The sequence below is a fragment of the Agrobacterium leguminum genome (genome assembly GCF_015704895.1).
GTDB lineage: Bacteria > Pseudomonadota > Alphaproteobacteria > Rhizobiales > Rhizobiaceae > Agrobacterium > Agrobacterium leguminum.
In genome coordinates, this window is sequence record NZ_JADQWB010000006.1 from 128,552 (window position 1) to 150,897 (window position 22,346).

Here is a 22,346-nt window from a genome sequence, read left to right on the forward strand (position 1 = left end):
AAATGGCGCGTCTTCTCATTGCGCGCAGAGGTGAAATTTTAAGCCGGCGGCATATCCGCAGCGCGGGCGTCGCCGGGCGTCATGCCATAGGTGCCGGCGAATACCCTGTAGAAAGTAGCGAGGCTGTCGAAGCCGCAGCCATAGGCGATCTGCGTGACCGGCAGGGCGGGGAATGCCAGCAGCAACCGCCTCGCCTCCTCGATCCGCATGGAGGAGAGCGTGCGGGAAAACGACAGTTCGGCACCCTCGAAAACCACATGCAATTGCCGAAGCGAAATGCCCAGTTCCCTTGCGACGGCGGCTGGGGTGAGGTTCTGCCGGGATTTTTTCCGTATCATGATGTCCTGTGCCGCATAACAGAGCCCGGTCCTGAGCGCGGCGCGCACCTCCGGCATGGCGGGCGAAAGCCGCCCGCGCGCCGTCATGGCAAGCCGGGCGATATGGGTGACATCGCGGGTGGGATCGATGAGCCTGCCGGGGTCGGCGTTCAGCGCGTTAAAAAGGGCCCGGAAGGGCAGGGAGAAACTGTTGTTTTCCGCATAACGCGTCGCAAACAGATCATCGGTGGCCTGACCGAGCATGACCTCGTAGTCCACGGGGATCTTCAGCATCCTGTAGTGAAAATCCGCCTCGTTTCCCGGTATCGCGTCATAGGGCAAGTCGGAATAGTTGATGGTGATATCGCCGCCGCCGACCGCGTGAACCTGATTTTTGCCGGCATGCAGAAAGCCGGAGCCCCTGACCTGCAGGCCGATGCAGAGGCTGTCGCCGGCAATGCGGGCAATATCGGCTTCGGTGCGGTTCACCCGGTAAGAGGAAGCGCGCATCTCGGTCACCACGGCGCCGGCGACGGCGCGCGCCTGAAACGAACCCGTGAAGCTGTGGCGAAGGTCCCGCGCAAGCTCGATCGTCACACCAAACAGGCTTTTGCCGCGCACTTCGCGCCATTGGTCGAAGCGGTGTTCGGGCAGAAAATCGTCGGTTGCGAAGCGGACTATGGTGTTCGTGGCTTGATCCTCCCCGACGATCCTGGCGGCCTATTTTTCCGTTGCGCGAAATCGAAGATGAACGAGCGGATAGGGTCGCCCCTGTCCGTCGAGATCGGAGCGTCCCGTCGGTTCGAATCCCAGCCGGCGATAAAACCCTATGGCCCCGGCGTTCTGTTCGTTGACGTCCGTGGTCAATGCGGGGTGGAGCGCAAGCGCCCGCTGGACCAGAACCTTGCCGATGCCCTGGCCATGATGGTCCGGATCGATGAAAAGCGCCTCCATATGCCCTTCATGCAGAAACATGAAACCGAGGGGGCGGTCAGAAACATCGACCGCCAGCGTGAGCGGCGCCTGCGGCAGAAAAGCTTCGACTTCCTGCCCGATTGCGACGCGATCCGCCGGCAGAAGGAACCCGTGGGTGGCGTCGACTGCTTTGCTCCATATGTCGAGGATGCGGGAAGCGTCGCGGCTCTCGGAGGGACGAAGTGTGATCATGCCTCACCCTTAGCAAGTGCGGACTTTTCACGCCATGGGCCGGTCCGATCTTTTCCGTGAGCACGTGCGTATTCAATGAATTTCAGCGTTGAAAGCCGGGGCTTCCGATCCCCGCATATGCCGCCATCTCTCCTGCCGACAAAATTTTCCCGAAAAAAGTGCTTGCAAAAAGCAGTTCGAAAAAAATAGATAAAAAGAACTTCTATCTATTTATTTTGAGGGAAAGATCGACAGATGGACCAGATCGTCACGCAAATCGACAGAAATCCAGCTCCGATTGCGGGTTTCAGCAACGGCTTGTCGCTCGAAGAAGCCAAAATTATCTATAATTTACCTTTTAACGATCTCCTGTTCCGCGCCCAGCAGGTGCATCGCTGTCATTTCGATCCCAATGCCATCCAGATGAGCCGGCTTTTATCCATCAAGACCGGCGGCTGCCCGGAGGATTGCGGTTATTGCAGCCAGTCCGCCCGCAACCCCACCGGCCTCAAGGCCTCCAAACTCATGGAAGTGGAGCGGGTGCTGACTGAAGCGCGCAAGGCGAAGGAGGGCGGCGCGACGCGTTATTGCATGGGTGCTGCCTGGCGCAATCCCAAGGAGCGCGACATGGAGGCCGTTGTGGCCATGGTTGAGGGCGTGAAGGCGCTCGGCATGGAAACCTGCATGACGCTCGGCATGCTGACGCCGGAGCAATCCGAGCGGCTGGCCGATGCCGGTCTCGACTACTACAACCACAACGTCGACACTTCCGAGCGGTTCTATTCGCAGATCATCACCACCCGTACCTTCGAGGACCGGCTGGAAACGCTCGCCAATGTCCGCGATGCCGGCATCAAGGTCTGCGCCGGCGGCATTCTTGGCATGGGGGAAACGGTGGAAGACCGGATCTCGATGCTGGTGACGCTCGCCAACCTGCCGGTGCCGCCGGAAAGCGTGCCGATCAACATGCTGATCCCGATCCCCGGCTCGAAGCTTGCCAAGGCCGATCCCGTCGATCCGATCGATTTCGTCCGCACCATCGCGCTGGCGCGCATCCTCATGCCGCGTTCGCATGTGCGGCTTTCGGCCGGGCGCACGGAGATGAGCGATGAGACGCAGGCGCTCTGTTTCCTGGCCGGCGCCAACTCCATCTTCATCGGCGAAACCCTGCTGACGGCGGATAATCCGGGTGAGGACCACGATACGGCGCTTTTCCGTCGTCTGGGCCTGAAGCCGATGGAACTGCAGTCCACGGAACTGCAGCCTGCGGAGGCGGGAGGGTGCCGGTGAACCTCGCGGCGCTCTCCCCCTATGAGGCGAGGCTTGCCGGCCTGGAGCGCAAATCGCGGCTGCGCGCGCTCGCTCCTCAACAGGGGATCGATTTCACCTCCAATGACTATCTTGGCCTTGCCGATTCACCCCGGCTGAAGGCGGCATTTGCTGACGCTATCGGAAGGGGTGTGCCGGTGGGGGCCGGCGGCTCGCGGCTGCTGCGCGGCAACCACCGGGAACATGAGGCGCTGGAAGCGGAAGCGGCGGCGCTTTTCGGTGCGGAAAAAGCGATCTATTTCGGCAGCGGTTTTGCGGCCAATGTCGCGCTGTTCTCCACATTGCCGCTGCGGGAAGACCTCGTTCTTCACGATACCCTGATCCATGCCAGCGTCCATGACGGTATTGCGGCCGGCAAGGCGAAGGCGATAGCGGTGCCGCATAATCAGGTCGAGGCATTCGAACGGGAAATAATCCGCTGGCGGCAAGAGGGTGGCCGGGGCCGTCCGTGGATCGCCGTCGAAAGCCTTTATTCCATGGATGGCGACCGTGCGCCCCTTTCGGCCCTGGCTGATCTTGCCGGGCAACACGGAGGCTTCCTTGTCGTCGATGAAGCCCATGCCACCGGTGTTTTCGGCCCCGGCGGGCGCGGGTTTGCCGCGGAGCTGGAAGGCCGGGGCAATGTGGTGGCATTGCACACCTGCGGCAAGGCGCTCGGTCTTTCCGGCGCGCTTTTGAGCCTGCCGGCGGTGCTCGCCGATTACCTCGTCAACCGCGCCCGTGGTTTCATCTATTCGACTGCGCCTTCGCCGCTGATGGCGGCGGCGGTGCGGGAGGCCCTGCGCATTGTCGCCGATGAACCATGGCGACGCCTGCGGCTGGCGGAGCTGGTAAACTTTGCCGGCGAGGAGCTTCGCTCCCGGCTCGGCGTTGAGCCCAGCGGTTCGCAGATCCTGCCGGTGATGATCGGTGACAATGCCCGCTCGCTTCGTATCGCCGCGCATCTGCGGGAGGGCGGTTTCGATGTACGCGCGATTCGCCCGCCGACGGTGCCGGAAGGCACGGCGCGCCTGCGCATCGCCATCACGCTCAATGTGGATGAGAGCCAGATCGCCGATATGATCGGATTGCTTACCCTTTCCTTGGCGGAGGAGCGGAGATGAGCCCTCGTTTTGTCATCTCCGGCACCGATACGGGTATCGGCAAGACGGTTTTCTCCGCAGCGCTGACCCATGCCCTGCAGGCTTGTTACTGGAAACCCGTGCAATCCGGGTTGGAGGAAGAAACAGACGGCGAGACGGTGGAGCGGCTGGGTGGCGTGCCGCGCGCGCGTATTCTACCGGAGGCCTATCGCCTGAGAATGCCGGCTTCGCCGCATCTGTCCGCCCGCCTCGAAAATGTAACGATCGAGCCCACGCTGCTGCTGCCGCCGCAAACGGATGGACCGCTGGTGATCGAGGGGGCGGGTGGGCTTCTGGTGCCGCTGACGGACACGGTGCTCTTCGCCGATATCTTCGCCCGCTGGCAAATTCCGCTTGTGCTGTGCGCAAGGACGTCTCTCGGCACCATCAACCACACGCTGCTCTCGCTCGAGGCGTTGCGGCACCGCGCCATTCCGGTGCAGGGCGTGGTCTTCATTGGCGATGAGAACCGGGAAAATGAGCGCGTCATCGCCAATATCGGCGCCGTTCGTTCGCTCGGCCGTCTGCCGCGCCTGCCGGAGATGACATCAGAGGCGCTGCATCGGGCATTTGCCCGACACTTCAATCTTGCTGATTTTCTGGAGGCGCCGGCATGAGCCGTTCCCCTGTCTGGCATCCCTTCACCCAGCATGGGCTGGAACCGCCGATGAAACGCGTCGTATCAGCGGAAGGCGCATTTCTCGTCGATGAGGACGGCAATCGCCTGTTTGACGCCATTTCCTCCTGGTGGGTCATCACCCACGGGCACCGGCATCCGGCGATCATGGCGGCCATCCGCGCCGCGACAGAGGCCTTCGATCAGGTCATTTTCGCCGAGTTCTCCCATGAACCCGCCGAAACGCTGGCGCGCGGGCTGATCGAGCTTGCGCCAGCCGGGCTAAGCCATGTGTTTTATTCCGATAGCGGCTCGACGGCGGTTGAGGTGGCGCTGAAAATGGCGCTGGGATATTTCCACAATCGCGGAGAAAAGCGCGACCGTATCGTGGTGATGGAGCACGGCTATCACGGCGATACCATCGGCACCATGTCGACCGGTGAGCGGGGTGTCTTCAATGCCGCTTACGAACCGCTGCTCTTCGGCGTCGACCGGCTGGCTTTTCCGGAAGCGGGCAGCGAACAGCACACGCTGGATATGTTCGAAGACTTCTGCCGTTCAGGCCGCATCGCCGCCCTGTTGGTCGAGCCGCTGGTGCTTGGGGCGGGCGGCATGAGAATTTACGGCGCGGATGTTCTGGCCGGGCTGAAACAGATCGCCGAACGCCATGGCTGCCTCTTTATTGCAGACGAAGTGATGACGGGCTGGGGCAGAACCGGAACCATGTTCGCCTGCGAACAGGCCGGCATTTCACCGGATATTCTCTGCACCTCCAAGGGCCTGACCGGCGGCTCCCTGCCGCTGGCGGCAGCGCTGTGCAGCGCGGAGATTTTCGACGCGCATTTTTCGACGGATCGCCGCAAGACCTTTTTCCATTCCAGTTCCTATACCGCCAATCCGATTGCCTGCGCCGCGGCCGTCGCCAATCTTCAGGTCTGGCGGGATGAACCCGTGCTTCAACGCATCGGGCAATTGGAACAGGTGCTGCGTGACAAGCTCCGGCGATTTGCGAATGACCGGCGTTTCACCGGTATCCGGCAGATGGGGACCATCGCGGCCCTCGATCTCGTGGTGCCCGCCGGCGGGTATCTCGCCGAGGCGGGGCCGCGCATGCGGCAATTGTTCCGCGAGCGCGGGTTCGTCATCCGCCCGCTCGGCAATGTGCTTTACCTGATGCCGCCCTATTGTTCGACGGCGGAAGATCTGGCCAGCGCCTTTGACGCCATTGATGAGGTGGCCGGAATCATCATCGAAACCGCTTCGCTAAAATCGCTCGCGCGCGGCATCGCGTGAAAGCGGGGTGTGGCCATGTTCAGCCTGTTCCAGAACCGTTTCCGAAAGTCCTGACAATGCAGACCCGTTCTTCCCACATGGCCGGTTTTGGCCATGCCGTGCCGTCACGATGCGTCGACAATGCCGAGATAGAGACCAGTCTTGGGCTGGAAGCCGGCTGGATCGAGCGGCGCACCGGCATCCGCACGCGTTATTGGGCGCAAGAGGGCGACACTCTGAGCGGCCTTGCCACGAGCGCCGGCCGCATGGCGCTGGAAGACGCCGAAATCGGCTCCGACGACATCGCTCTGACGCTGCTTGCGACTTCCACGCCGGATCACCTCTTGCCGCCCTCGGCGCCCCTGCTCGCCCACAGGCTGGGCCTTGCCCGATCCGGCGCGATCGATCTCGCCGGGGCCTGTTCTGGCTTTCTTTATGCGCTTACCCTTGCGGATGGCTTTGTCCGCACCCACGGCCGCGCCGTCCTCATCGTTGCCGCCAATATATTGAGTCGCCGTATCAATCCGGCGGAAAGGGCAAGCGCGGTCCTGTTCGCCGATGCCGCCGGCGCCGTCGTACTCAAGCCTTGCCGCGAGGCGCAGCGTGGGCTTTTGTCGGCCGATCTCGTTGCGGATGGCGACGGTTACGATCTGATCCAGATAGCGGCGGGAGGCAGCAGCCAGCCCTTCTCTGCCGATACACCCACTGAGGAGGTGCTGATGACGATGCGTGACGGCCGCGAAGTCTTCTCCCGTGCCGTGGCGCTGATGACCGCGACCTCGCAGCGGGTGCTGCATCAAGCCGGAATGACAGCAACCGATATCGACCGTTTCGTGCCCCATCAGGCCAATGCCCGCATGTTCGACGCCGTCTGTGGTAATCTCGGCATTGACAGGCAAAAGACGGTTCGCACCATAGAAAGCTTCGGCAATTCCTCCGCCGCAACCATTCCGCTTTCGCTCTCCGTCACCAATGCCGAAAGGCCTCTCGCGGAAGGCGAAATCCTGCTTCTGACGGCCGCCGGTGCTGGTATGACGGGTGGAGCGGTGGTTTATCGCGGGTGAACGATGCCGGGCACGGGATGTCGCGATGCCATGCGATATTCAAAACTCAAGAAGCTGATTTTATTTGGAGAAATTTGGCTGGGGAACCTGGATTCGAACCAAGATCGACGGAGTCAGAGTCCGCTGTTCTACCATTGAACTATTCCCCAAAAGCTTTAAAGCGCGTGGCGCGTTCGCTTTGGTGGGTCGTCATATAGATGATTTATTCCGGGGCGCAAGTCGAAAAAATCGAAAAATGCGTTTTATCCCTGTTTTGCGTTTTGCTCCCCGGTTCAGAGCCGTGCCCGGGTGGAGCGCGGGGTGGAGAGCAAAAGGCTGGTCTCGCTGCCGGTGATGCCCGGCACCAGGCGGATGCGGCGCAGTACCGCGTCGAATTCGCTGAGCGTGGCGGCGTTGAGTTCCACGATCAGGTCCCAGCGGCCATTGGTGCTGTGGATTTCGGAGATTTCCGGAAAACCGCCAAGGGTGCGGATGACGCGGTCCGTCACATGGCCTTCAATCTCGATCATCATGATTCCGCGGATCGCGGCCTCCACCGCATCAGCGCGCAGGATGACGGTGTAACCGATGATGGTGCCGTTATTCTCCATTCTTTCGATGCGCGAGCGCACCGTGGCGCGCGAGGTTTCCGTCTCGATTGCGAGATCGGAAATGCTGCGCCTGCCATTGTGTCGCAAAAGGGTGATGAGCCGTTCGTCGAGATTATCCATGATGACCAATTCGATAAATCAATTTTATCAGATCGATAGCTTATTTCGATAATATTGCCAATATTTGATGTTCATTTCGCCAGATCACTGTGGTGAACTGGGATTGTTGGCAGGAAAGCGAGGACGGGAATGGAAATCAGGTTGATCGGTGCGCCGCTGCAGATCGGGGCCGGGCAATTGGGATGCGAAATGGGGCCGAGCGCCTATCGCGTCGCGGGGCTTGCTCATGCCCTTGAAGAACTGGGGCATCGCGTTGTCGATACCGGCAATGTGACGCCGGCGACCTTCCGCGAATTTAACCATCCCAATCCCGCCGTGCATCATCTGTCTGAAACCGTGGCCTGGACCGAGGCGCTGACGGAGGCTGCCTATCGTGAAAGCGCGGATGCCGTGCCGATCTTTCTCGGCGGCGACCATGCGATTTCCGCGGGGACGGTCGCCGGCATGGCGCGCCGGGTGGCTGAGACCGGCCGGCCGTTTTTCGTGCTCTGGCTCGATGCCCATACCGATTACCATACGCTTGAGACGACGCGCAGCGGCAATCTGCACGGCACGCCGGTCGCCTATTTCAGTGGTCGAGAGGGATTTGCCGGTTATTTCCCGCCGCTTTCCCATGCGGTTCCAGAAGACAATATCGGCATGATCGGCATCCGCAGTGTGGATCCGGCCGAAAGGGCCGCACTGGAAAAGAGTGGCATCACCGTTCACGACATGCGCTCAATCGACGAGCATGGCGTCGCCGTTCTGCTGCGGGCGTTTCTGGCGCGGGTTCAGGCGGCAAACGGGCTTTTGCACGTCAGCCTCGATGTCGATTTTCTCGAACCGTCCATCGCGCCGGCCGTCGGCACCACGGTTCCGGGCGGCGCGACGTTCCGCGAGGCGCATCTGGTCATGGAAATGCTGCATGATAGCGGGCTGGTCTGCAGTCTCGATCTGGTGGAGCTCAACCCGTTTCTCGACGAGCGCGGCAGAACCGCGACGCTGATGGTGGATCTCGCCGCCAGCCTGATGGGCAAGCGGGTTATGGACCGCCCGACACGGGCCGGCTGAAAGGGGTGATGCGATGACCGTGATACCGAACCTCAATATCGTGCCCTTCGTCAGCGTCGATCACATGATGAAACTCGTGCTGCGCGTGGGCATCGATACGTTCCTGCGCGAGCTTGCCGATGCGGTGGAAGAGGATTTCCGCCGCTGGGAAAGCTTCGACAAGACGCCGCGCATCGCCTCGCATTCGAAGGAAGGCGTCATTGAACTGATGCCGACCAGCGATGGCACGCTTTACGGCTTCAAATATGTCAACGGCCATCCGAAGAACATGAAGGAAGGCCGCCAGACGGTGACGGCTTTCGGCGTGCTTTCCGATGTCGGCAATGGTTATCCGCTGCTTCTGACCGAGATGACGATCCTGACGGCGCTGCGCACCGCCGCCACCTCCGCCGTCGCCGCGAAATATCTCGCCCGCAAAAACTCCCGCTCCATGGCCATCATCGGCAACGGTGCCCAGAGCGAATTCCAGGCGCGCGCCTTCAAGGCGATTCTTGGCATAGACACGCTGCGGCTATTCGATATCGACCCGTCCGCCAGCGAAAAATGCGCCCGCAATCTCGCCGGGCAGGGTTTTGCCATCAAGATCTGTGAGAGCGCACAGGAAGCGGTCGAAGGGGCGGATATCATCACCACCGTCACCGCCGACAAGCAATATGCGACGATCCTGACCGACAACATGGTCGGACCCGGTATTCACATCAACGCCGTTGGCGGCGATTGCCCCGGCAAGACGGAGTTGCATCGGGATATTCTGCTTCGATCCGATATTTTCGTCGAATATCCGCCCCAGACGCGCATTGAAGGTGAAATCCAGCAATTGCCGGCGGATTATCCCGTCATCGAGCTTTGGCAGGTCATAACCGGTGAAAAGCAGGGGCGGGCAAGCGATCGACAGACCACGCTGTTCGACAGCGTCGGCTTCGCGACGGAAGATTTTTCGGCACTGCGTTACGTGCGCTCGAAGCTGCCATCCACCGGGCTTTATACGGAGCTCGATCTGCTGGCCGACCCGGATGAGCCGCGTGATCTGTTCGGTATGCTGCTGCGGTGTGAGGCGGCGCTCGTCTAGGGTCTTTCCAGCGCCGGCTGCCTATTTCGTCTCCCGGCGGTTCTTGCGGGCAACAACATGTTCGCGCCAGATGGTGAAGAGGCCGGCGGCAATGACGATCGCCGCACCGATGACCATATTGGACGTCACCACTTCGCCATAGACGGTGACGCCAATGATGGAGACGAGCACCAGCTGATAATAGGAAAAGGGCTGCACGGAGGCTGCATCCGCCAGTTCGAACGCCTTTATCAGACAATAATGGCCGCTCATGCCGGTAATGCACAGCGCCAGCATCCAGCCCCAATCCTGCGGCTCGATGCTGACCCAATAAAACGGGCCGACCAGCGTCAGGGCCGCCGCACCGGCCACGCCGGTGTAGAAGAAACTTGTCATCGCCGAATCGCTTTTGCTGCCGAGGCGGGTCAGGACGCTGTAGAGCGCAAGCATGAAGGTGGCCACGAAGGTGATCATCAGCCGGTTGTCGAAACCGTCTCCCTCCGGCTTGAGGATGACGAGAACGCCGATGAAGCCGACAAAAATGGCGCTCCAGCGCCGCCAGCCCACATGTTCTCCCAGCAAAGGCATGGACAACGCCGCAACGATCAGCGGTGCGGAGGCAAGGATGGAATGGCTGTGCGCCAGCCCGACGACGGCGAAGGAGAAGATCGAAATGACGATCTGCACGGCGAGAAGCACGCCGCGGCCGATTTGCAGCCAGGGACGATTGGCCATGACGGCGCCCCGAATGCCGCCCGCCGACCTTGCGGCCATCAAAAGAACGAAGACGGCAAAGGCCCAGTATCGCAGCATGGCGATAAAAACCGGCGGATAGACGCTGCCCAGATGTTTCGATATGCCATCCTGCGCCGCAAAGATCGTGAAAGCGACAAGCGCATAAAGAAAGCCGGTCCTGGGTGATGGCATGAAAAAACCGCTATCCGACTGCCGTCGGCAAAAGAGTATTCGGGGTGAATGAGGTGGGTAACAGCCATATGTTACGGCCGTACCTTGTCAGACAACCTTATTTTCCGAATAGCTGCCATGCAAGTGTGGAAGCTGCGTTTTCGGCAGGCGGATTGCCGGCTTAGCCTGCGCTACTGTCTGGTTTAGATTTCTCGAAAAGGCGCAAGTCTTTAATTCATGCCAATTGCACCGACGTCATCCTCGGGCCTGTCCCGAGGATCTGCGACTTGCTGGTTGTATTCGACGTGTTTAGATCCTCGGCACAAGGCCGAGGATGACGGCAACATGTCTGGTGGGGTTCATGCCCACATGCGGCGTCGCGCTTAAGGCCTTCAGCCGATCTTCACGGCCGCCTTCGAGGTCGCGGATTTCAACGCGGCGTCGGCCAGTTTCAGCGCGATCAGACCGTCCTTGATGGAGGGCGACGGCGCGACATTGTTTTCGATGCTGTCGATGAAGGCGGTGATTTCCGCGGCATAGGCCGCCGTGTAACGCGTCATGAAGAAATCATGCAGCGGCGGGCGGGTGTAGCCATCCGCATTGGCGATTTCGATGGAAACCGGACGCTGGTTTTCGGCCGCTGCCGAACCGAGCGAACCGTGCACTTCGATGCGCTGGTCGTAACCATAGGTCGCGCGGCGGGAATTCGAAATGATCGCCTGCCTGCCGCTTTTCGTCGTCAGGATGATGCTGGCGCTGTCGAAATCACCCAGCGCGCCGATCTCCGGATTGACGAGGACGGAGCCGGTGGCGAATACGCTTTCCACTTCCTCGCCGAGCAGGAAACGGGCCATATCGAAATCATGAATGGTCATGTCGCGGAAAATGCCGCCGGAGACCTTGATATATTCGGCCGGCGGCGGGCCGGGGTCGCGGCTGGTGATGGTCACCATTTCCACCTTGCCGATGCGGCCATCGTCGATTGCCTTGTGAACGGCCTGGAAATGCGGGTCGAAACGGCGGTTGAAACCGAGCATCACCTTCGCGCCGGTTTCCTCGACCACCTTGGCGCAGGCTTCCGCGCGGGCGACATCGAGATCGACGGGCTTTTCGCAGAAGATCGCCTTGCCGGCGCGGGCGAAACGCTCGATCAGGTCGGCATGGGTGTTGGTCGGGGTGCAGATGATGACGGCGTCGATCGTCTTGTCGGCCAGAACCTCATCGATCGTGCTGACCTTGCACTGCGCCTCGCGGGCGATTGCTTCCGCAGCACCGGCCATGGCGTCCACAACGGCCACCAGCTGCGCACGGCTGTCGGTGGTGATCGCCTTGGCGTGGACCTTGCCGATCCGTCCAGCGCCGAGCAGTGCCAATTTCGTAACCATCTTTCCTCCGGTTTCTCACACCCGTCTCTCACTCCCGGAAAGACAGAATATGAATGCAAGCAATATTTCGATATGGAATATATGTTCCATTTTGCTAGATCGACATCGCAGACGTGTCAAGCGTTTTGACGATGATCCAGACGGCCGAAATCACTCCTTCGGGAAGGTCATGCGGCGCGGATGGCCGGTGTCGTTAAAAGCCCCTCGCGATATTCAATCGGCCGAAGCTGTCAGGGCCGGATTATGGGGCAGGGCGTATACCTCGACCGGGGTTTCGAGGCCGCGCAGCAGCCATGGGCCGAGATTTTCCAGCTTTCCCTGATATCCGGCCATGCGCACGAACTCTTCGGAGAAAAGCACATTGCGCCCGGTCTCCTTGGTCAGCGTTTCCAGCCGCGAGGCGATATTGACGGCAGGGCCGATGACGGTGAAATCGAGGCGGGTTTTCGAGCCGATATTGCCATACATGACATCGCCGACATGCACGCCGATGCCGTAACCCAGGGGATCGTGGCCCTTGCGGCAATTGATTTCATTCAGCGCAACGAGGCTCTTCTGCGCGCTGGCGATGGCTTTCAGCAGGTTTTCGCAGGCCTGCGGGTCACTCAGCGGGAAAATCGCCAGCAGCCCGTCGCCCATGAATTTCAGGATTTCGCCGCCGAATTCCTCGATGGGATCGCACATGGCGTCGAAATAACCGTTCAGAAGCTCGATGACATCGTCACGCGGCCAGAGGTCGGAAATATGGGTGAAATTGCGCAGGTCGCAGATCAGGATCGCCGCACCCACCGTCATGCCGCTGCCGCGCGTGGTGGCGCCATTGAGGATCTTTTCGCCCGCATGCGGCCCCACATAGGTCTCCAGAAGGGTGCGCGTCATGCGGTTTTTCAGGCGTATTTCGCTGACGAGTGCGAGCGCCGGAAGCAGGTTTTTCAAGGCGAGGATTTCGCTGTCGGAAAAACCGCCGGGCCGGTCGCTGGAGAAGGTGGCGACATGGCGCTTGCCGAAAGTGTGCTCGATCGGCCAGGCGCAATAATCCGTCAGCCCCTCGGCCCGCAGGTCTTCGTAGATCGTATAGCCGGGCTCATCGATGTCCTCTCCGTTCAGCCGGTGGCGAACTTCGGTGGCGCCCTGATGAATGTCGTTGATCGGGCTGTTCAGATATTCGGGCGTATTTTCAGACCCATAGCCATAGGTGGCGATCTCAGCGGTGGACAGACCGGCTTTCCACAGAATGCGCGCGCCAAGCCATTGCGGATGGCGAATGCGGAAAGCGAGCACGCCCCGGGCCACGGAAATTCCACTCGCCCGCAGCCTGTTGCAGAGCTCGACGAATATCTCGTCGATAAAGCGTTCGTCCTTGGTGCCGGTGATCAGCCAGTCGAGAATTTCCGTCTTTTCCGCTGGCCACAATTCATCCAATGCTGAAGAAACCCGTTCTTCGGTGTCGAGACTTAGTGTCATGGCAGGATTCCGGAGGTTGTTGCTGCTCTCGCACAAGCGGGGCGCATGTCGCACTCGGCCGAACATGGTCGCTCGTGAACCCCATGTGGTGCCGGATAACGAAAATGTTAAGAGAGGGGCGCGGAAAATGTTCCGGAAGGGATAGGCGGCATCGGGCCACGCGCGCCGCCCGGATGTTCCCGGGAACATCGTCCCCGGCGGCGCTGAGATTTTTGATGATCGCTAAGGTGGATCAGATAACGGTTTCGACAGGAATATGAAGTGCTGCGGCAACGCGTCTGATGCGCAGCGGATCGCTGTCCGTGCCGTCTTCGAGCGCGCGTATTTCGCTGGTCGTCAGGCCGCAGGTCACGGCAAGCTGTTCGACCGTATATCCGGCGAGATTGCGCGCGGTGAGAACCTTTTTGGCAAAAGGAGCATCGGTTTCGTGATCGGAATCGGGTTGTGAGATTGAAATTGTCATTATTGCATCTCCCTCAGAATGGACACTTAAATGCGGGCGGCAAAGAAAAGTTGCCGGGGCCGAATGCGACCGCGTTGCCGGAGAAGAAAATCGGTGCTGCAACGCAGCGAGGAACATAGCGGCTTCATCGACCTACGCAATAGTTAAATTTTGTTAAGATTCGTGATCGCTGCATCCCTGCGGCACGTCTTTGCCGGAAAAAGGCCGAAATACTGCCGTTTTCCGGGCTCTCGCGAGGGGCGGGGGCGGCTTTTGCTACAGCATGCCCCAGGCGCGAAACCGGCCGCGACCCGTCACTTCCCGCAGTTCCAGCTGGTTGGCGAGCCCGATCGCGCCCTGCGGCGTGGTGCCGAGTTCCTTGACGATCATCGCCGCCGAAACCACCGGTCGGGAGACGACAAGCTCCACGAGTTCCGGCAGGCGCGAGGAGGAGCGCCGGCCGGCCAGCTTGCGCATCATGCGTTCTCGCGCATGGGCCAGCCGGTCATGTTCCTTCATGCCGGCCTGCGCCGCTTCGTAAAAGCTGTCGAGAAGTGCGAGAACGCGCTGCGTCTGGTTTCGGGCGTGCCGGCGCTCCCGCGGGACCGCGCGGAGACCGGCGCTGAGGGCCGGCAGGTGATCGGGCGTGACGGCGCCGTCGCGCAGAAAGGCGGAGGCCAGAAGCCGGCCGAGCCAGGGGCTGCGTTGCAGCACCTCGATCATGTTCCAGGCGTCGAGAAGGATGGCGGTGCGAAGAATCGCCGGCAGTTCCTCCGTCCGCGCATGGACGTCCCACCATTCTTTCAGCCGCTCATCCTCGTCCCAGTCGGGTTCGTTGATGATCGCATGGCTTTCCTCCCTGTGCATCGCCGGAAGCGAGCTGCCGGTGGTGATCGCGTCGAGCGTTGCCGCGCTTCGCGCCAGAAGCGCATCCAGCTCGGAAAAAGCGCCATCCAGCGATGTTTCCTCCTCCGCATCGGCTTCTTCATCGCGGGAGTGATCGAGTGTTTGTCTGGGAGATACTGGCTCTTCGGCAAGTGCCGCCCTGCCGCGTAGCCGTGAAAGGCCCGGCGCGGTAAAGGCCCAGCCGGGGGCATTGGAAAAGATCAGCCGTCTCGAGCGGAGAATCCGGTGCGCCGCCGTCATTTCATGGGTTGGTGCGCGCACATCCATATGCGCGTCATGCAGCACCAGATCTTCCATGTGGACGAGTTCGCCATCCACCCACATGGAGGAAATCGCATCGGTGAAATCCTGTCTTTCGATGAAGCCGTGTTTCATCGGTGATCGGTCGATCCGCTCGTCCAGCCGCGCCAGCGCCTCGCCCGCACGGGCGGCGGCAATGAGGAGCTTTTCGATCTGGACGTCCGATATATCGTAAATCATTGATATTTTTTAGTTTGAGCGCGGGCGGCTTACAAGGCGGATCACAGTCGGGCGGTTTTACTTTTGAGGTTTCCACCCGAAAATCCGCTGAAAAAAGGGTGGCGGAAGGCCGGGAATCCGCAGGGTTTCAGCCGCCATGGCTGGTTTTTCGGCAATATCGCGACGCGGTATAAACTTGCGCACTGCAACATGACGGGTATATACCCCCACCGAGAGCGACAAATTATCACACCTTCCGTTCGCCCTTCCATCTCCAGACGAAGATGAATTGGAGTTTACCCGTGAATATTATGGCAAATGGTCCCGCCACCGCGCCGGACCAGAAAACCCGTTTGAAATCCATTATCGGCGGATCGGCGGGCAACCTCGTCGAATGGTACGACTGGTACGTCTATTCGGCCTTCACCCTTTATTTCGCGCCGGTGTTTTTCCCTTCCGGAAACCAGACCGCCGAACTCCTGAGTGCAGCCGCCGTTTTCGCCGTCGGATTTCTGATGCGGCCCATCGGGGCCTGGTTCATGGGCACCTATGCCGACCGCAAGGGCCGCAAGGCCGGTCTCACCTTGTCCGTCACGCTGATGTGTCTCGGTTCGCTGCTGATCGCGATTACGCCCGGCCATGAGGCGATCGGCATTGCCGCGCCGGCCATTCTGGTTTTCGCAAGGCTTCTGCAGGGCATCAGCGTCGGCGGCGAATATGGCGCCAGCGCAACCTATCTCAGCGAAATGGCCGGCAAGAACCGCCGCGGTTTCTTCTCCAGCTTCCAGTATGTGACGCTTATTTCCGGTCAGCTTCTGGCGCTGGCGGTGCTTCTGGTGCTGCAGCGGGTCCTGACGCCGGAACAGCTCGGCTCTTGGGGCTGGCGCATTCCCTTCTTCATTGGCGGCCTTCTGGCGATTGCGGTGTTTTATATCCGTCGCGGCCTTGTCGAGACGCAGTCCTTCGAAAATGCCAAGACCGGCGCTGCCGACAAGCCGAAGTCCAGCGGATGGGCGCTGTTCAAGCACTATCCAAGGGAGGCGCTGATGGTCATGGCGCTCACCTCCGGCGGCACGCTCGCCTTTTATGCCTATACGACCTATCTGCAGAAATTCCTCGTCAACACCTCCGGCTTCAGCAAGGAAAGCGCCACGGAAATCACCACGGCGGCGCTCTTCGTCTTCATGCTGTGCCAGCCGATTGCGGGTGCGCTTTCCGACAAGATCGGCCGCAAGCCGCTGATGGTCGGCTTCGGCATTCTCGGAACGCTGTTCACCTATGCGATCTTCAGCACGCTTTCGACGACGACCGATCCCATCATGGCTTTCGCTCTCGTGCTGGTCGGCCTGTTGATCGTCACCGGCTATACCTCCATCAATGCGGTGGTGAAGGCGGAAATGTTCCCCGCCCATATCCGCGCGCTTGGCGTGGCTCTGCCCTATGCGCTGGCGAACACCATATTCGGCGGAACGGCGGAATTCGTGGCCCTGAAGTTCAAGCAGATCGGCCACGAAAACTGGTTCTTCTGGTATGTGACGATCATGATCGCCCTGTCGCTGGTGGTTTATGTGAAGATGCGCGACACGCGCGATCACAGCCATATTCACGAGGATTGAGCGACCGCCATCCAGACCGGAAAAAGCCCCGTCCTTCCGACGGGGCTTTTTCTTTTCAGCATTCAGGCGGTTTCGGCGGGAAGGACGATGCGGGCCTCAAAACCGTCCTGCCGGCCCGGCGCCGGAGAGGAAAGCACCAGCTCTCCGCCGGCCTGCTCCACCAGGCTCTTGACGATGGCAAGGCCAAGCCCGGTTCCGTCCGCCGTGGTCTGGCCCCTGGTAAAACGCGTTGTCAGCTTGGGTAGAAGCGCCGCGTCGATCGCTGCCCCGGAATTGACGATGCGGATCGTGCCGTCCGCTTCGGCGACGACCTGCACCGGGCTTTCCGCCGGGCTGTGGATCAGCGCGTTTTCGAGGAGGTTACGGATGATGATGCCGAAGGCATCCGCGCCGATCCTGCAGGACAGGCCGCCTTCACAGCGATTGGTGAAGCGGATGCGGGATGAACCGATGGCCGTTCTCATCATGTCATCGATAACCAGTTCGAGAACGGGGATGAGATCGTTTGCCGTGTCGGTGACCCCGATCCTCGCTTCCGCGCGCGACATCTGAAGCAGTTTTTCGGCCAGGTGGGCGAGATGCTGAAGGGATTTTTCGATGTTTTCCACACGCGGCGCAAGTTCCGGCGGAATGTCGGCATGCAGCCGCTGCGCCTGCGCCAGCGCGCCGGCAATCGGCGTGCGCAATTCATGGGCGCTGTTGGCGGTGAATTCCCGTTCCGCCTCGATTGCCGATCGCAATCGTCCGAGCAGCAGATTGACCGAACGGGCAATGGGATGAAGCTCGCCCGGAAAGGGTTGCGTCGGCAGCGGCGCGAGATTGCCGCCGTCCTTTTTGCCGATGTCGTCGCGCAGGGTCTGTATCGGTCGCAGCGTTCTGCGCACCACGACAATGACGGCGAAAATGCTGGCGGGAATGAGGATGAGAACGGGGAGAAGCAGCGCGGTACCCGCCTCTTGGATCGCCTCGCGGCGATTGGCGAAGGCATCGGCGACCTGCAGGAAATAATTACCGTCCGGTGTCGCAACCGTAAAGATGCGCTGGGTCGCGGTTTCGGAAAAACCGGGTTCGAGCGAGACCTCGAAAGGCTCCGTCGAACTGTCATGCGAATGCAGCACCACCTGTCCTTCCCGGTCGCGCACCTGATAGGTCAGATATTCCGCCCGTTCCGACGTCTGGTTGAGCTTTTGCGCGGCAGGTGCGGTATTGTTTTCCCTGAGGTCGTCCACCAATAGCGGCAGCAGTCTTTCGGCGGTTTCCTCAACGCCGGCGTCGAAAATCTCGGCGAACTCGTCCTGCATCACCATGACGCCCAGCCCGCAGGCGAGAAGCCAGGATATGGCGACAACGCTGGTCAGCGCCGTCACGAGCTTGCGGGTCATGCTGGTCGGTCTGGCCATTTCTGCCTGCTTGTAATTCTGACTATCTGATGGTGTAGCCGACGCCGCGCACGGTTTCGACGCGGTCATGGCCGATTTTCTTGCGCAGCCGGCTGATATAGACCTCGACCGTGTTGCTTTCTATTTCCGCGCCGAATTCGTAAAGCGTGTCGTGCAATTGCGCTTTCGAGACGACCGCGCCGGGATGTTCGACGAGTTTTTCCAGCACGGCCCATTCCCGGGCGCTCAGCGTCTGCGCCGTTCCATCGACCGTGATATTGCGTGCCACCTGGTTGATCTCGATGCCGGGCAGGCGGATGACGGGAGCGGAACGCCCTTCGTAACGGCGCGAGACCGCCAGCATGCGGGCCGAAAGCTCATTGAGATCGAAGGGTTTGACCAGATAATCGTCCGCACCGGCGTTCAGCCCGGCGATCCGGTCGGAGACCTGGTCATGGGCCGTCAGAATGATCACCGGCGTTGCGTCGTCGCGCTGGCGCAAGCTTTGCAGAAGGGTGATGCCCTCGCCATCCGGCAGGCGCATGTCGAGCAGGATGAGGCCGTAACCCATCGTCAGCGTCGCCGCCATGGCGTCGCCCAGCGTCTTGAACCAGTCGACAGCATGACCCGCCGCCGCGACATGATCCCGCAGCGCTTCGCCCAGCACATGATCGTCTTCAACAAGCAGAACCCGCAAGACAGCTCCCTCTATCGCTTCGTCCTGCGTATCTCTTTCTCCGGATAAGCGTCAAGCACGGTGTTTCAGCTGTTCTGCCGCTGGGTGCAGCCGCCGAACACATCGAGCGAGGGATCGTAGACCGAAGTGGAGATGTTCATCATGCCAAGAATGCTGTGGAAATAATTGTCGTGCGAGCGCCCGCCCTCTGCCGCGGTTTTTGCGAGGCAGGCTTTGTTGAGCCCCATGGATTTCGCAAAGTCATCGTCGAACCAGACGAGAAACGGCACATGGGTCTGCTGGTCGGGCGCCAGCAGATAGGGCGCGCCATGCAGGTAGACGCCGTTCTCGCCAAGCGATTCGCCGTGGTCCGAGGCATAGATCATGCCCGTCGCCAGCCTGTCGGAACGCGCCTTCAGCTTGTCGATAACGGTCGAGAGGAAATGGTCGGTATAAAGAAGCGTGTTGTCGTAGGAGTTGACGATCTCCGCGTCGGAGCAGTTGCCAAGCTCGGCCGTGCGGCAATCCGGGGTGAATTTACGGAATTCGTCGGTATAGCGCAGATAATAGGTCGGCCCGTGGCTGCCCATCTGGTGCAGCACGATGACGCTGTCCCTGGTGACGTTGTTGAGCCAGGAGTCGAGCTTGTCGAAGAAGATATCGTCGCGGCATTCCCCGCCGGTACAGAAGCGGCTGTCATTGGTGGAGGGCAGGTCGAAATAGGGGATGCGGTCGGCCACGTTCTTGCTGCCGGTATTGTTGTCCAGCCATGTCGCACTGACCCCGGCATGGACGAGAACATCCATGACGTTTTCATTGGCGAGCGCCTTTTTGTGGCTATATTGCGAACGCGGGAACTTCGAGAACATGCAGGGAATGGAAATCGCCGTCGCGGTGCCGCAGCTGGTCGTGTTCGGAAAATAGATCACGCCGCGTTTTGCGAGTTCGGGATTGGTATCGCGCCCATAGCCGTTCAGGGAAAAGTTCGCGGCCCGCGCCGTCTCGCCCGCCACGATGACGGTGATGCGGGGTTTGCGGACGCCGCCCAATGAAGGCAGGACCTTCGCATCCCCGCCGACCGGGCTGACCTGAATATCGACTTCCTTGCCCGCCAGCGTGAAATAATGAATGGCGGACATGATCGGCGACAATGGATTGACGCTTTTGACGATATCCTTGTGCTGGCGCACGGCGGTGGTGAAGGTCTTGGAATTGGCGAAGCTGATGATGCCGGCGATGGAAAGACAGATCAGGATGCTGATCGTGTTCCACAAAAGCTTGTCGAGGATCGGCCGGTGGCGCACACGCACGGCGACGATGAGGAGGGACGGCACCAGTCCGTAAATCGCCATGTGCCAGAGAAAGCCGGGCGTGATCAGATTGCCGGCTTCCGCCTGTGTCGTCTCCATGGCGTTGCGGATCATGTCGCTGTCGATGACGATGCCGTAGCGATCCATGAACCAGGAAGCGGCGGCCGCCGCGAAGATAAGGGCGATCAGAAAAGGCTTGATGAGATATTTGGCGGAAAAAATGATGATGAGGGCGCCGAGAAAGGCGGCCATGGCGGCATAAAGCGCGACAATGGCGACCGGATAGGCTGAAAGATAGGTGTGAACCTTCGACCAGAATGTCCGGTTCGTGAAAAACAGCAGATAGGCCGCCGTCAGCAGGCTGAGCGGCACGCTGCCGATTTCTGGACGATATGTTACTGTTCCCGTCGCTTTCGCGGTAAAAAGAGCCACTGTCAGATCCACCAGATTTCCAATAGGCCGGCGGCAACGGAGACGGGGCGAAAACGCCGCCGTCCAGGCTGCCGCATGGGCCGATCAATGGCGGATGCGTCATTTTGCTGACATCAACCTGAAAGCTTGTCATGAAAGTGTCACACTCCGTCGTGGCCGCTCGGTGGTGGTGTTTCAGATCGTCGAGACGATAGAGCCCTTAATTGAGGCCCACGATGCCTGTGGCGGTGGTGCGCGTTGCGAATATGCGCGTGGCCCTGACCGGCAGCAGGCTGCCTGCGGGCAGGTTCTGGAAGGTCACCGTCGCCCCGGAAAGCAGGGTCAGGCAGAGATGGCCGCCATTGCCCACATAGATGGCGCGGGTGGGGGAAGGAAGCGGGCTCGTATCGTCCGGAACCACATCGAAAGCGTGGGACGCCGGGGATTCGAGGCCGGCGGCGTGGTGTTCGTAAGTCTCAGCCATTGCTGTCTCCCGTAAATCGAAATCTGCCGCGATTATGGGGTGCACTGCGGCCGCGGGGAAAAGCGGGGACAGGAAATATCCGGACAGGATTTCGGCCTCGTGTTGGGCCTGCCTGCAATAGCGTCATTCTTTTCGCAATCCCATGCGGTTACGCCGCCCCCGCCTGTTGCTACCGATGCGGCGCAAACGGATGATGGTGGATTTTTCGTTCACGGGATCGACAGGCGGGCGGGTGCTGCCGCTTCAATTGCGCATATGGAGAATGAAGGCCCTGACGGCGGGAGAGGCTTCCGTTTTCCGGTGGGCGATGGCGAGGTCCGAGGTCGTGGAATTGGCGGCAAGCGGCACGTAGTGCACACCGGGCAGCCTCAGGCAATTAAGCGAGCGCGGCACCAGCGCGACGCCGAGGCCGATGGCCACCATGCTGGCAATCGTGGTGTAGTCCCTGCCTTCCGGGGTGATCGCCGGCTGGAACCCGGCTTCATTGCAGGCCTCTATCGTATTGTAGTGAAAGCCGACATCCGGCGGTTGCCGAGGAGTAATGAAGGTCTCGCCGGCAAGGTTTTTCAGATCGACCTGCAGCGCAAAGGCCAGAGGATGGTTTTCAGGAAGTGCGGCCATCAGCGGTTCGCGCAGCACCACATGGGTTGTCACACCTTCCGGAACAGGCGCGGGCGGGCGGATGAAGGCGAAGTCCAGATTGCCGTCGGCAATCTTGGCCAGTTGCAGCCGCATCTCCATCTCGATCAATTGCAGCTCCACATCGGGATGGGAAGCGCGGAAACTGGCGATGGACCGGATCATCAGGCCGGAATAGGCGGCCGAGGCGACATAACCGATGGAGATGCGCCCGGTTTCGCCGCGGTCGACGCGTTTGAGCGCCGCAAGCGTCGCCTCGGCATTGGCGAGGATCTTCCGGGCGTCCTCGTAGAGAAGCTGGCCGGGCGTGGTCAGCTTCACCGAGCGGCGCGTGCGGTCGAGAAGCGGCATGCCGACAATCTGTTCGAGCGCCATGATCTGCTGGCTCAAACCCGGCTGGGCAATGCCGAGGCGGGCGGCGGCGCGCTCGAAATTGCGTTCATCCACCAGCGTGGTGAAATAGCGCAGGTGGCGTAATTCGAACGTTTCTGCCCGGCTTGCCGGTTTCCTGCCCATCGTCACGGCCTTTCCGGCAGATTTGAATAATTCCAAGCTATTATCGCCGTGAGTTTTCATAATCAATAGTTCTGAAAAAA

Annotated in this window: 21 protein-coding genes and 1 tRNA gene; 8 read left to right on the forward strand and 14 right to left on the reverse strand. The window is 60.5% G+C overall.

What is annotated here, in order from left to right:
• Nucleotides 1-38: 38 nt before the first annotated feature.
• Nucleotides 39-938, reverse strand: a complete 900-nt coding sequence (locus I3J13_RS11500) for a helix-turn-helix domain-containing protein (protein WP_196378874.1) — start codon at nucleotides 936-938, stop codon at nucleotides 39-41.
• 99 nt (nucleotides 939-1,037) lie between these two features.
• A complete protein-coding gene (locus I3J13_RS11505; protein ID WP_196378875.1) occupies nucleotides 1,038-1,484 on the reverse strand; it encodes an acetyltransferase in 447 nt (148 codons plus the stop codon).
• Nucleotides 1,485-1,718: 234 nt separating this feature from the next.
• On the opposite strand from I3J13_RS11505, the gene bioB reads away from it, so the two are divergent.
• The 5 genes from bioB to I3J13_RS11530 are packed head-to-tail and all read left to right on the forward strand — an operon-like array spanning nucleotide 1,719 to nucleotide 6,865.
• Entirely contained in the window at nucleotides 1,719-2,753 is a 1,035-nt protein-coding gene (gene bioB, locus I3J13_RS11510) for a biotin synthase BioB (RefSeq protein WP_196378876.1), read from the forward strand.
• The gene (locus I3J13_RS11515; protein WP_196378970.1) at nucleotides 2,750-3,895 is read left to right on the forward strand and encodes an aminotransferase class I/II-fold pyridoxal phosphate-dependent enzyme; all 1,146 of its coding nucleotides are present in this window, start codon (nucleotides 2,750-2,752) and stop codon (nucleotides 3,893-3,895) included. The genes bioB and I3J13_RS11515 overlap by 4 nt, the downstream gene beginning before the upstream one ends.
• Nucleotides 3,892-4,530, forward strand: coding sequence for a dethiobiotin synthase (gene bioD, locus I3J13_RS11520; RefSeq protein WP_196378877.1), 639 nt, complete (start codon nucleotides 3,892-3,894; stop codon nucleotides 4,528-4,530). The genes I3J13_RS11515 and bioD overlap by 4 nt, the downstream gene beginning before the upstream one ends.
• The gene (locus I3J13_RS11525; RefSeq protein ID WP_196378878.1) at nucleotides 4,527-5,822 is read left to right on the forward strand and encodes an adenosylmethionine--8-amino-7-oxononanoate transaminase; all 1,296 of its coding nucleotides are present in this window, start codon (nucleotides 4,527-4,529) and stop codon (nucleotides 5,820-5,822) included. The genes bioD and I3J13_RS11525 overlap by 4 nt, the downstream gene beginning before the upstream one ends.
• A 56-nt stretch (nucleotides 5,823-5,878) precedes the next feature.
• Nucleotides 5,879-6,865 carry a beta-ketoacyl-ACP synthase III gene (locus I3J13_RS11530; protein WP_196378879.1) on the forward strand — a complete coding sequence of 329 codons (987 nt, stop codon included), beginning with the start codon at nucleotides 5,879-5,881 and terminating at the stop codon, nucleotides 6,863-6,865.
• A 75-nt stretch (nucleotides 6,866-6,940) separates the two neighbouring features.
• On the opposite strand, the gene I3J13_RS11535 is transcribed toward I3J13_RS11530, so the two are convergent.
• A tRNA-Gln gene (locus I3J13_RS11535) sits at nucleotides 6,941-7,014 on the reverse strand.
• A gap of 123 nt (nucleotides 7,015-7,137) precedes the next feature.
• Nucleotides 7,138-7,575: an Lrp/AsnC family transcriptional regulator gene (locus tag I3J13_RS11540; RefSeq protein ID WP_196378880.1), complete on the reverse strand. Its 438-nt coding sequence runs from the start codon at nucleotides 7,573-7,575 to the stop codon at nucleotides 7,138-7,140.
• Nucleotides 7,576-7,704: 129 nt separating this feature from the next.
• Between I3J13_RS11540 and rocF the strand changes: the two genes are divergently transcribed.
• The gene (gene rocF / locus I3J13_RS11545; RefSeq protein WP_035264543.1) at nucleotides 7,705-8,625 is read left to right on the forward strand and encodes an arginase; all 921 of its coding nucleotides are present in this window, start codon (nucleotides 7,705-7,707) and stop codon (nucleotides 8,623-8,625) included.
• 13 nt (nucleotides 8,626-8,638) lie between these two features.
• On the forward strand, nucleotides 8,639-9,694 hold the full coding sequence (locus I3J13_RS11550; RefSeq protein WP_196378881.1) for an ornithine cyclodeaminase: 1,056 nt from the start codon (nucleotides 8,639-8,641) through the stop codon (nucleotides 9,692-9,694).
• 21 nt (nucleotides 9,695-9,715) lie between these two features.
• On the opposite strand, the gene I3J13_RS11555 is transcribed toward I3J13_RS11550, so the two are convergent.
• The 5 genes from I3J13_RS11555 to I3J13_RS11575 form a co-directional block, all read right to left on the reverse strand.
• Nucleotides 9,716-10,600 (reverse strand): DMT family transporter, encoded by an 885-nt coding sequence (locus I3J13_RS11555; RefSeq protein ID WP_196378882.1) that lies wholly within the window; start codon nucleotides 10,598-10,600, stop codon nucleotides 9,716-9,718.
• 371 nt (nucleotides 10,601-10,971) lie between these two features.
• On the reverse strand, nucleotides 10,972-11,964 hold the full coding sequence (iolG, locus tag I3J13_RS11560) for an inositol 2-dehydrogenase (protein ID WP_196378883.1): 993 nt from the start codon (nucleotides 11,962-11,964) through the stop codon (nucleotides 10,972-10,974).
• Nucleotides 11,965-12,177: 213 nt separating this feature from the next.
• Nucleotides 12,178-13,428, reverse strand: a complete 1,251-nt coding sequence (locus I3J13_RS11565; protein ID WP_196378884.1) for an adenylate/guanylate cyclase domain-containing protein — start codon at nucleotides 13,426-13,428, stop codon at nucleotides 12,178-12,180.
• A 232-nt stretch (nucleotides 13,429-13,660) separates the two neighbouring features.
• Complete coding sequence (locus tag I3J13_RS11570) at nucleotides 13,661-13,891, reverse strand: helix-turn-helix domain-containing protein (protein WP_003522093.1); 231 nt, start codon at nucleotides 13,889-13,891, stop codon at nucleotides 13,661-13,663.
• Between the two features lie 255 nt (nucleotides 13,892-14,146).
• Nucleotides 14,147-15,256, reverse strand: coding sequence for an RHE_PE00001 family protein (locus I3J13_RS11575; RefSeq protein WP_196378885.1), 1,110 nt, complete (start codon nucleotides 15,254-15,256; stop codon nucleotides 14,147-14,149).
• A gap of 290 nt (nucleotides 15,257-15,546) precedes the next feature.
• Here I3J13_RS11575 and I3J13_RS11580 point away from each other — a divergent pair, with 290 nt between their 5' ends.
• The gene (locus tag I3J13_RS11580) at nucleotides 15,547-16,851 is read left to right on the forward strand and encodes an MFS transporter (RefSeq protein ID WP_003522096.1); all 1,305 of its coding nucleotides are present in this window, start codon (nucleotides 15,547-15,549) and stop codon (nucleotides 16,849-16,851) included.
• A 62-nt stretch (nucleotides 16,852-16,913) separates the two neighbouring features.
• On the opposite strand, the gene I3J13_RS11585 is transcribed toward I3J13_RS11580, so the two are convergent.
• The 5 genes from I3J13_RS11585 to I3J13_RS11605 form a co-directional block, all read right to left on the reverse strand.
• The gene (locus tag I3J13_RS11585; protein ID WP_196378886.1) at nucleotides 16,914-18,251 is read right to left on the reverse strand and encodes a sensor histidine kinase; all 1,338 of its coding nucleotides are present in this window, start codon (nucleotides 18,249-18,251) and stop codon (nucleotides 16,914-16,916) included.
• A 22-nt stretch (nucleotides 18,252-18,273) separates the two neighbouring features.
• Complete coding sequence (locus I3J13_RS11590) at nucleotides 18,274-18,927, reverse strand: response regulator transcription factor (RefSeq protein ID WP_020010073.1); 654 nt, start codon at nucleotides 18,925-18,927, stop codon at nucleotides 18,274-18,276.
• A gap of 65 nt (nucleotides 18,928-18,992) precedes the next feature.
• The gene (locus I3J13_RS11595; protein ID WP_196378887.1) at nucleotides 18,993-20,660 is read right to left on the reverse strand and encodes a phosphoethanolamine--lipid A transferase; all 1,668 of its coding nucleotides are present in this window, start codon (nucleotides 20,658-20,660) and stop codon (nucleotides 18,993-18,995) included.
• A 187-nt stretch (nucleotides 20,661-20,847) separates the two neighbouring features.
• A complete protein-coding gene (locus tag I3J13_RS11600) occupies nucleotides 20,848-21,111 on the reverse strand; it encodes a spike base protein, RCAP_Rcc01079 family (protein ID WP_059755951.1) in 264 nt (87 codons plus the stop codon).
• A 243-nt stretch (nucleotides 21,112-21,354) separates the two neighbouring features.
• Nucleotides 21,355-22,266 (reverse strand): LysR family transcriptional regulator, encoded by a 912-nt coding sequence (locus I3J13_RS11605; RefSeq protein ID WP_196378971.1) that lies wholly within the window; start codon nucleotides 22,264-22,266, stop codon nucleotides 21,355-21,357.
• Nucleotides 22,267-22,346: the final 80 nt, after the last annotated feature.

What these genes read in the sequence shown, in the direction of transcription:
- I3J13_RS11505 (WP_196378875.1), bottom strand. Translation starts at nt 1,484, where the DNA reads ATGATCACACTTCGTCCCTCCGAGAGCCGCGACGCTTCCCGCATCCTC.
- bioB (WP_196378876.1), top strand. Translation starts at nt 1,719, where the DNA reads ATGGACCAGATCGTCACGCAAATCGACAGAAATCCAGCTCCGATTGCG.
- bioD (WP_196378877.1), top strand. Translation starts at nt 3,892, where the DNA reads ATGAGCCCTCGTTTTGTCATCTCCGGCACCGATACGGGTATCGGCAAG.
- I3J13_RS11525 (WP_196378878.1), top strand. Translation starts at nt 4,527, where the DNA reads ATGAGCCGTTCCCCTGTCTGGCATCCCTTCACCCAGCATGGGCTGGAA.
- I3J13_RS11530 (WP_196378879.1), top strand. Translation starts at nt 5,879, where the DNA reads ATGCAGACCCGTTCTTCCCACATGGCCGGTTTTGGCCATGCCGTGCCG.
- I3J13_RS11540 (WP_196378880.1), bottom strand. Translation starts at nt 7,575, where the DNA reads ATGGATAATCTCGACGAACGGCTCATCACCCTTTTGCGACACAATGGC.
- rocF (WP_035264543.1), top strand. Translation starts at nt 7,705, where the DNA reads ATGGAAATCAGGTTGATCGGTGCGCCGCTGCAGATCGGGGCCGGGCAA.
- I3J13_RS11550 (WP_196378881.1), top strand. Translation starts at nt 8,639, where the DNA reads ATGACCGTGATACCGAACCTCAATATCGTGCCCTTCGTCAGCGTCGAT.
- I3J13_RS11555 (WP_196378882.1), bottom strand. Translation starts at nt 10,600, where the DNA reads ATGCCATCACCCAGGACCGGCTTTCTTTATGCGCTTGTCGCTTTCACG.
- iolG (WP_196378883.1), bottom strand. Translation starts at nt 11,964, where the DNA reads ATGGTTACGAAATTGGCACTGCTCGGCGCTGGACGGATCGGCAAGGTC.
- I3J13_RS11565 (WP_196378884.1), bottom strand. Translation starts at nt 13,428, where the DNA reads ATGACACTAAGTCTCGACACCGAAGAACGGGTTTCTTCAGCATTGGAT.
- I3J13_RS11570 (WP_003522093.1), bottom strand. Translation starts at nt 13,891, where the DNA reads ATGACAATTTCAATCTCACAACCCGATTCCGATCACGAAACCGATGCT.
- I3J13_RS11575 (WP_196378885.1), bottom strand. Translation starts at nt 15,256, where the DNA reads ATGATTTACGATATATCGGACGTCCAGATCGAAAAGCTCCTCATTGCC.
- I3J13_RS11580 (WP_003522096.1), top strand. Translation starts at nt 15,547, where the DNA reads ATGGCAAATGGTCCCGCCACCGCGCCGGACCAGAAAACCCGTTTGAAA.
- I3J13_RS11585 (WP_196378886.1), bottom strand. Translation starts at nt 18,251, where the DNA reads ATGGCCAGACCGACCAGCATGACCCGCAAGCTCGTGACGGCGCTGACC.
- I3J13_RS11600 (WP_059755951.1), bottom strand. Translation starts at nt 21,111, where the DNA reads ATGGCTGAGACTTACGAACACCACGCCGCCGGCCTCGAATCCCCGGCG.
- I3J13_RS11605 (WP_196378971.1), bottom strand. Translation starts at nt 22,266, where the DNA reads ATGGGCAGGAAACCGGCAAGCCGGGCAGAAACGTTCGAATTACGCCAC.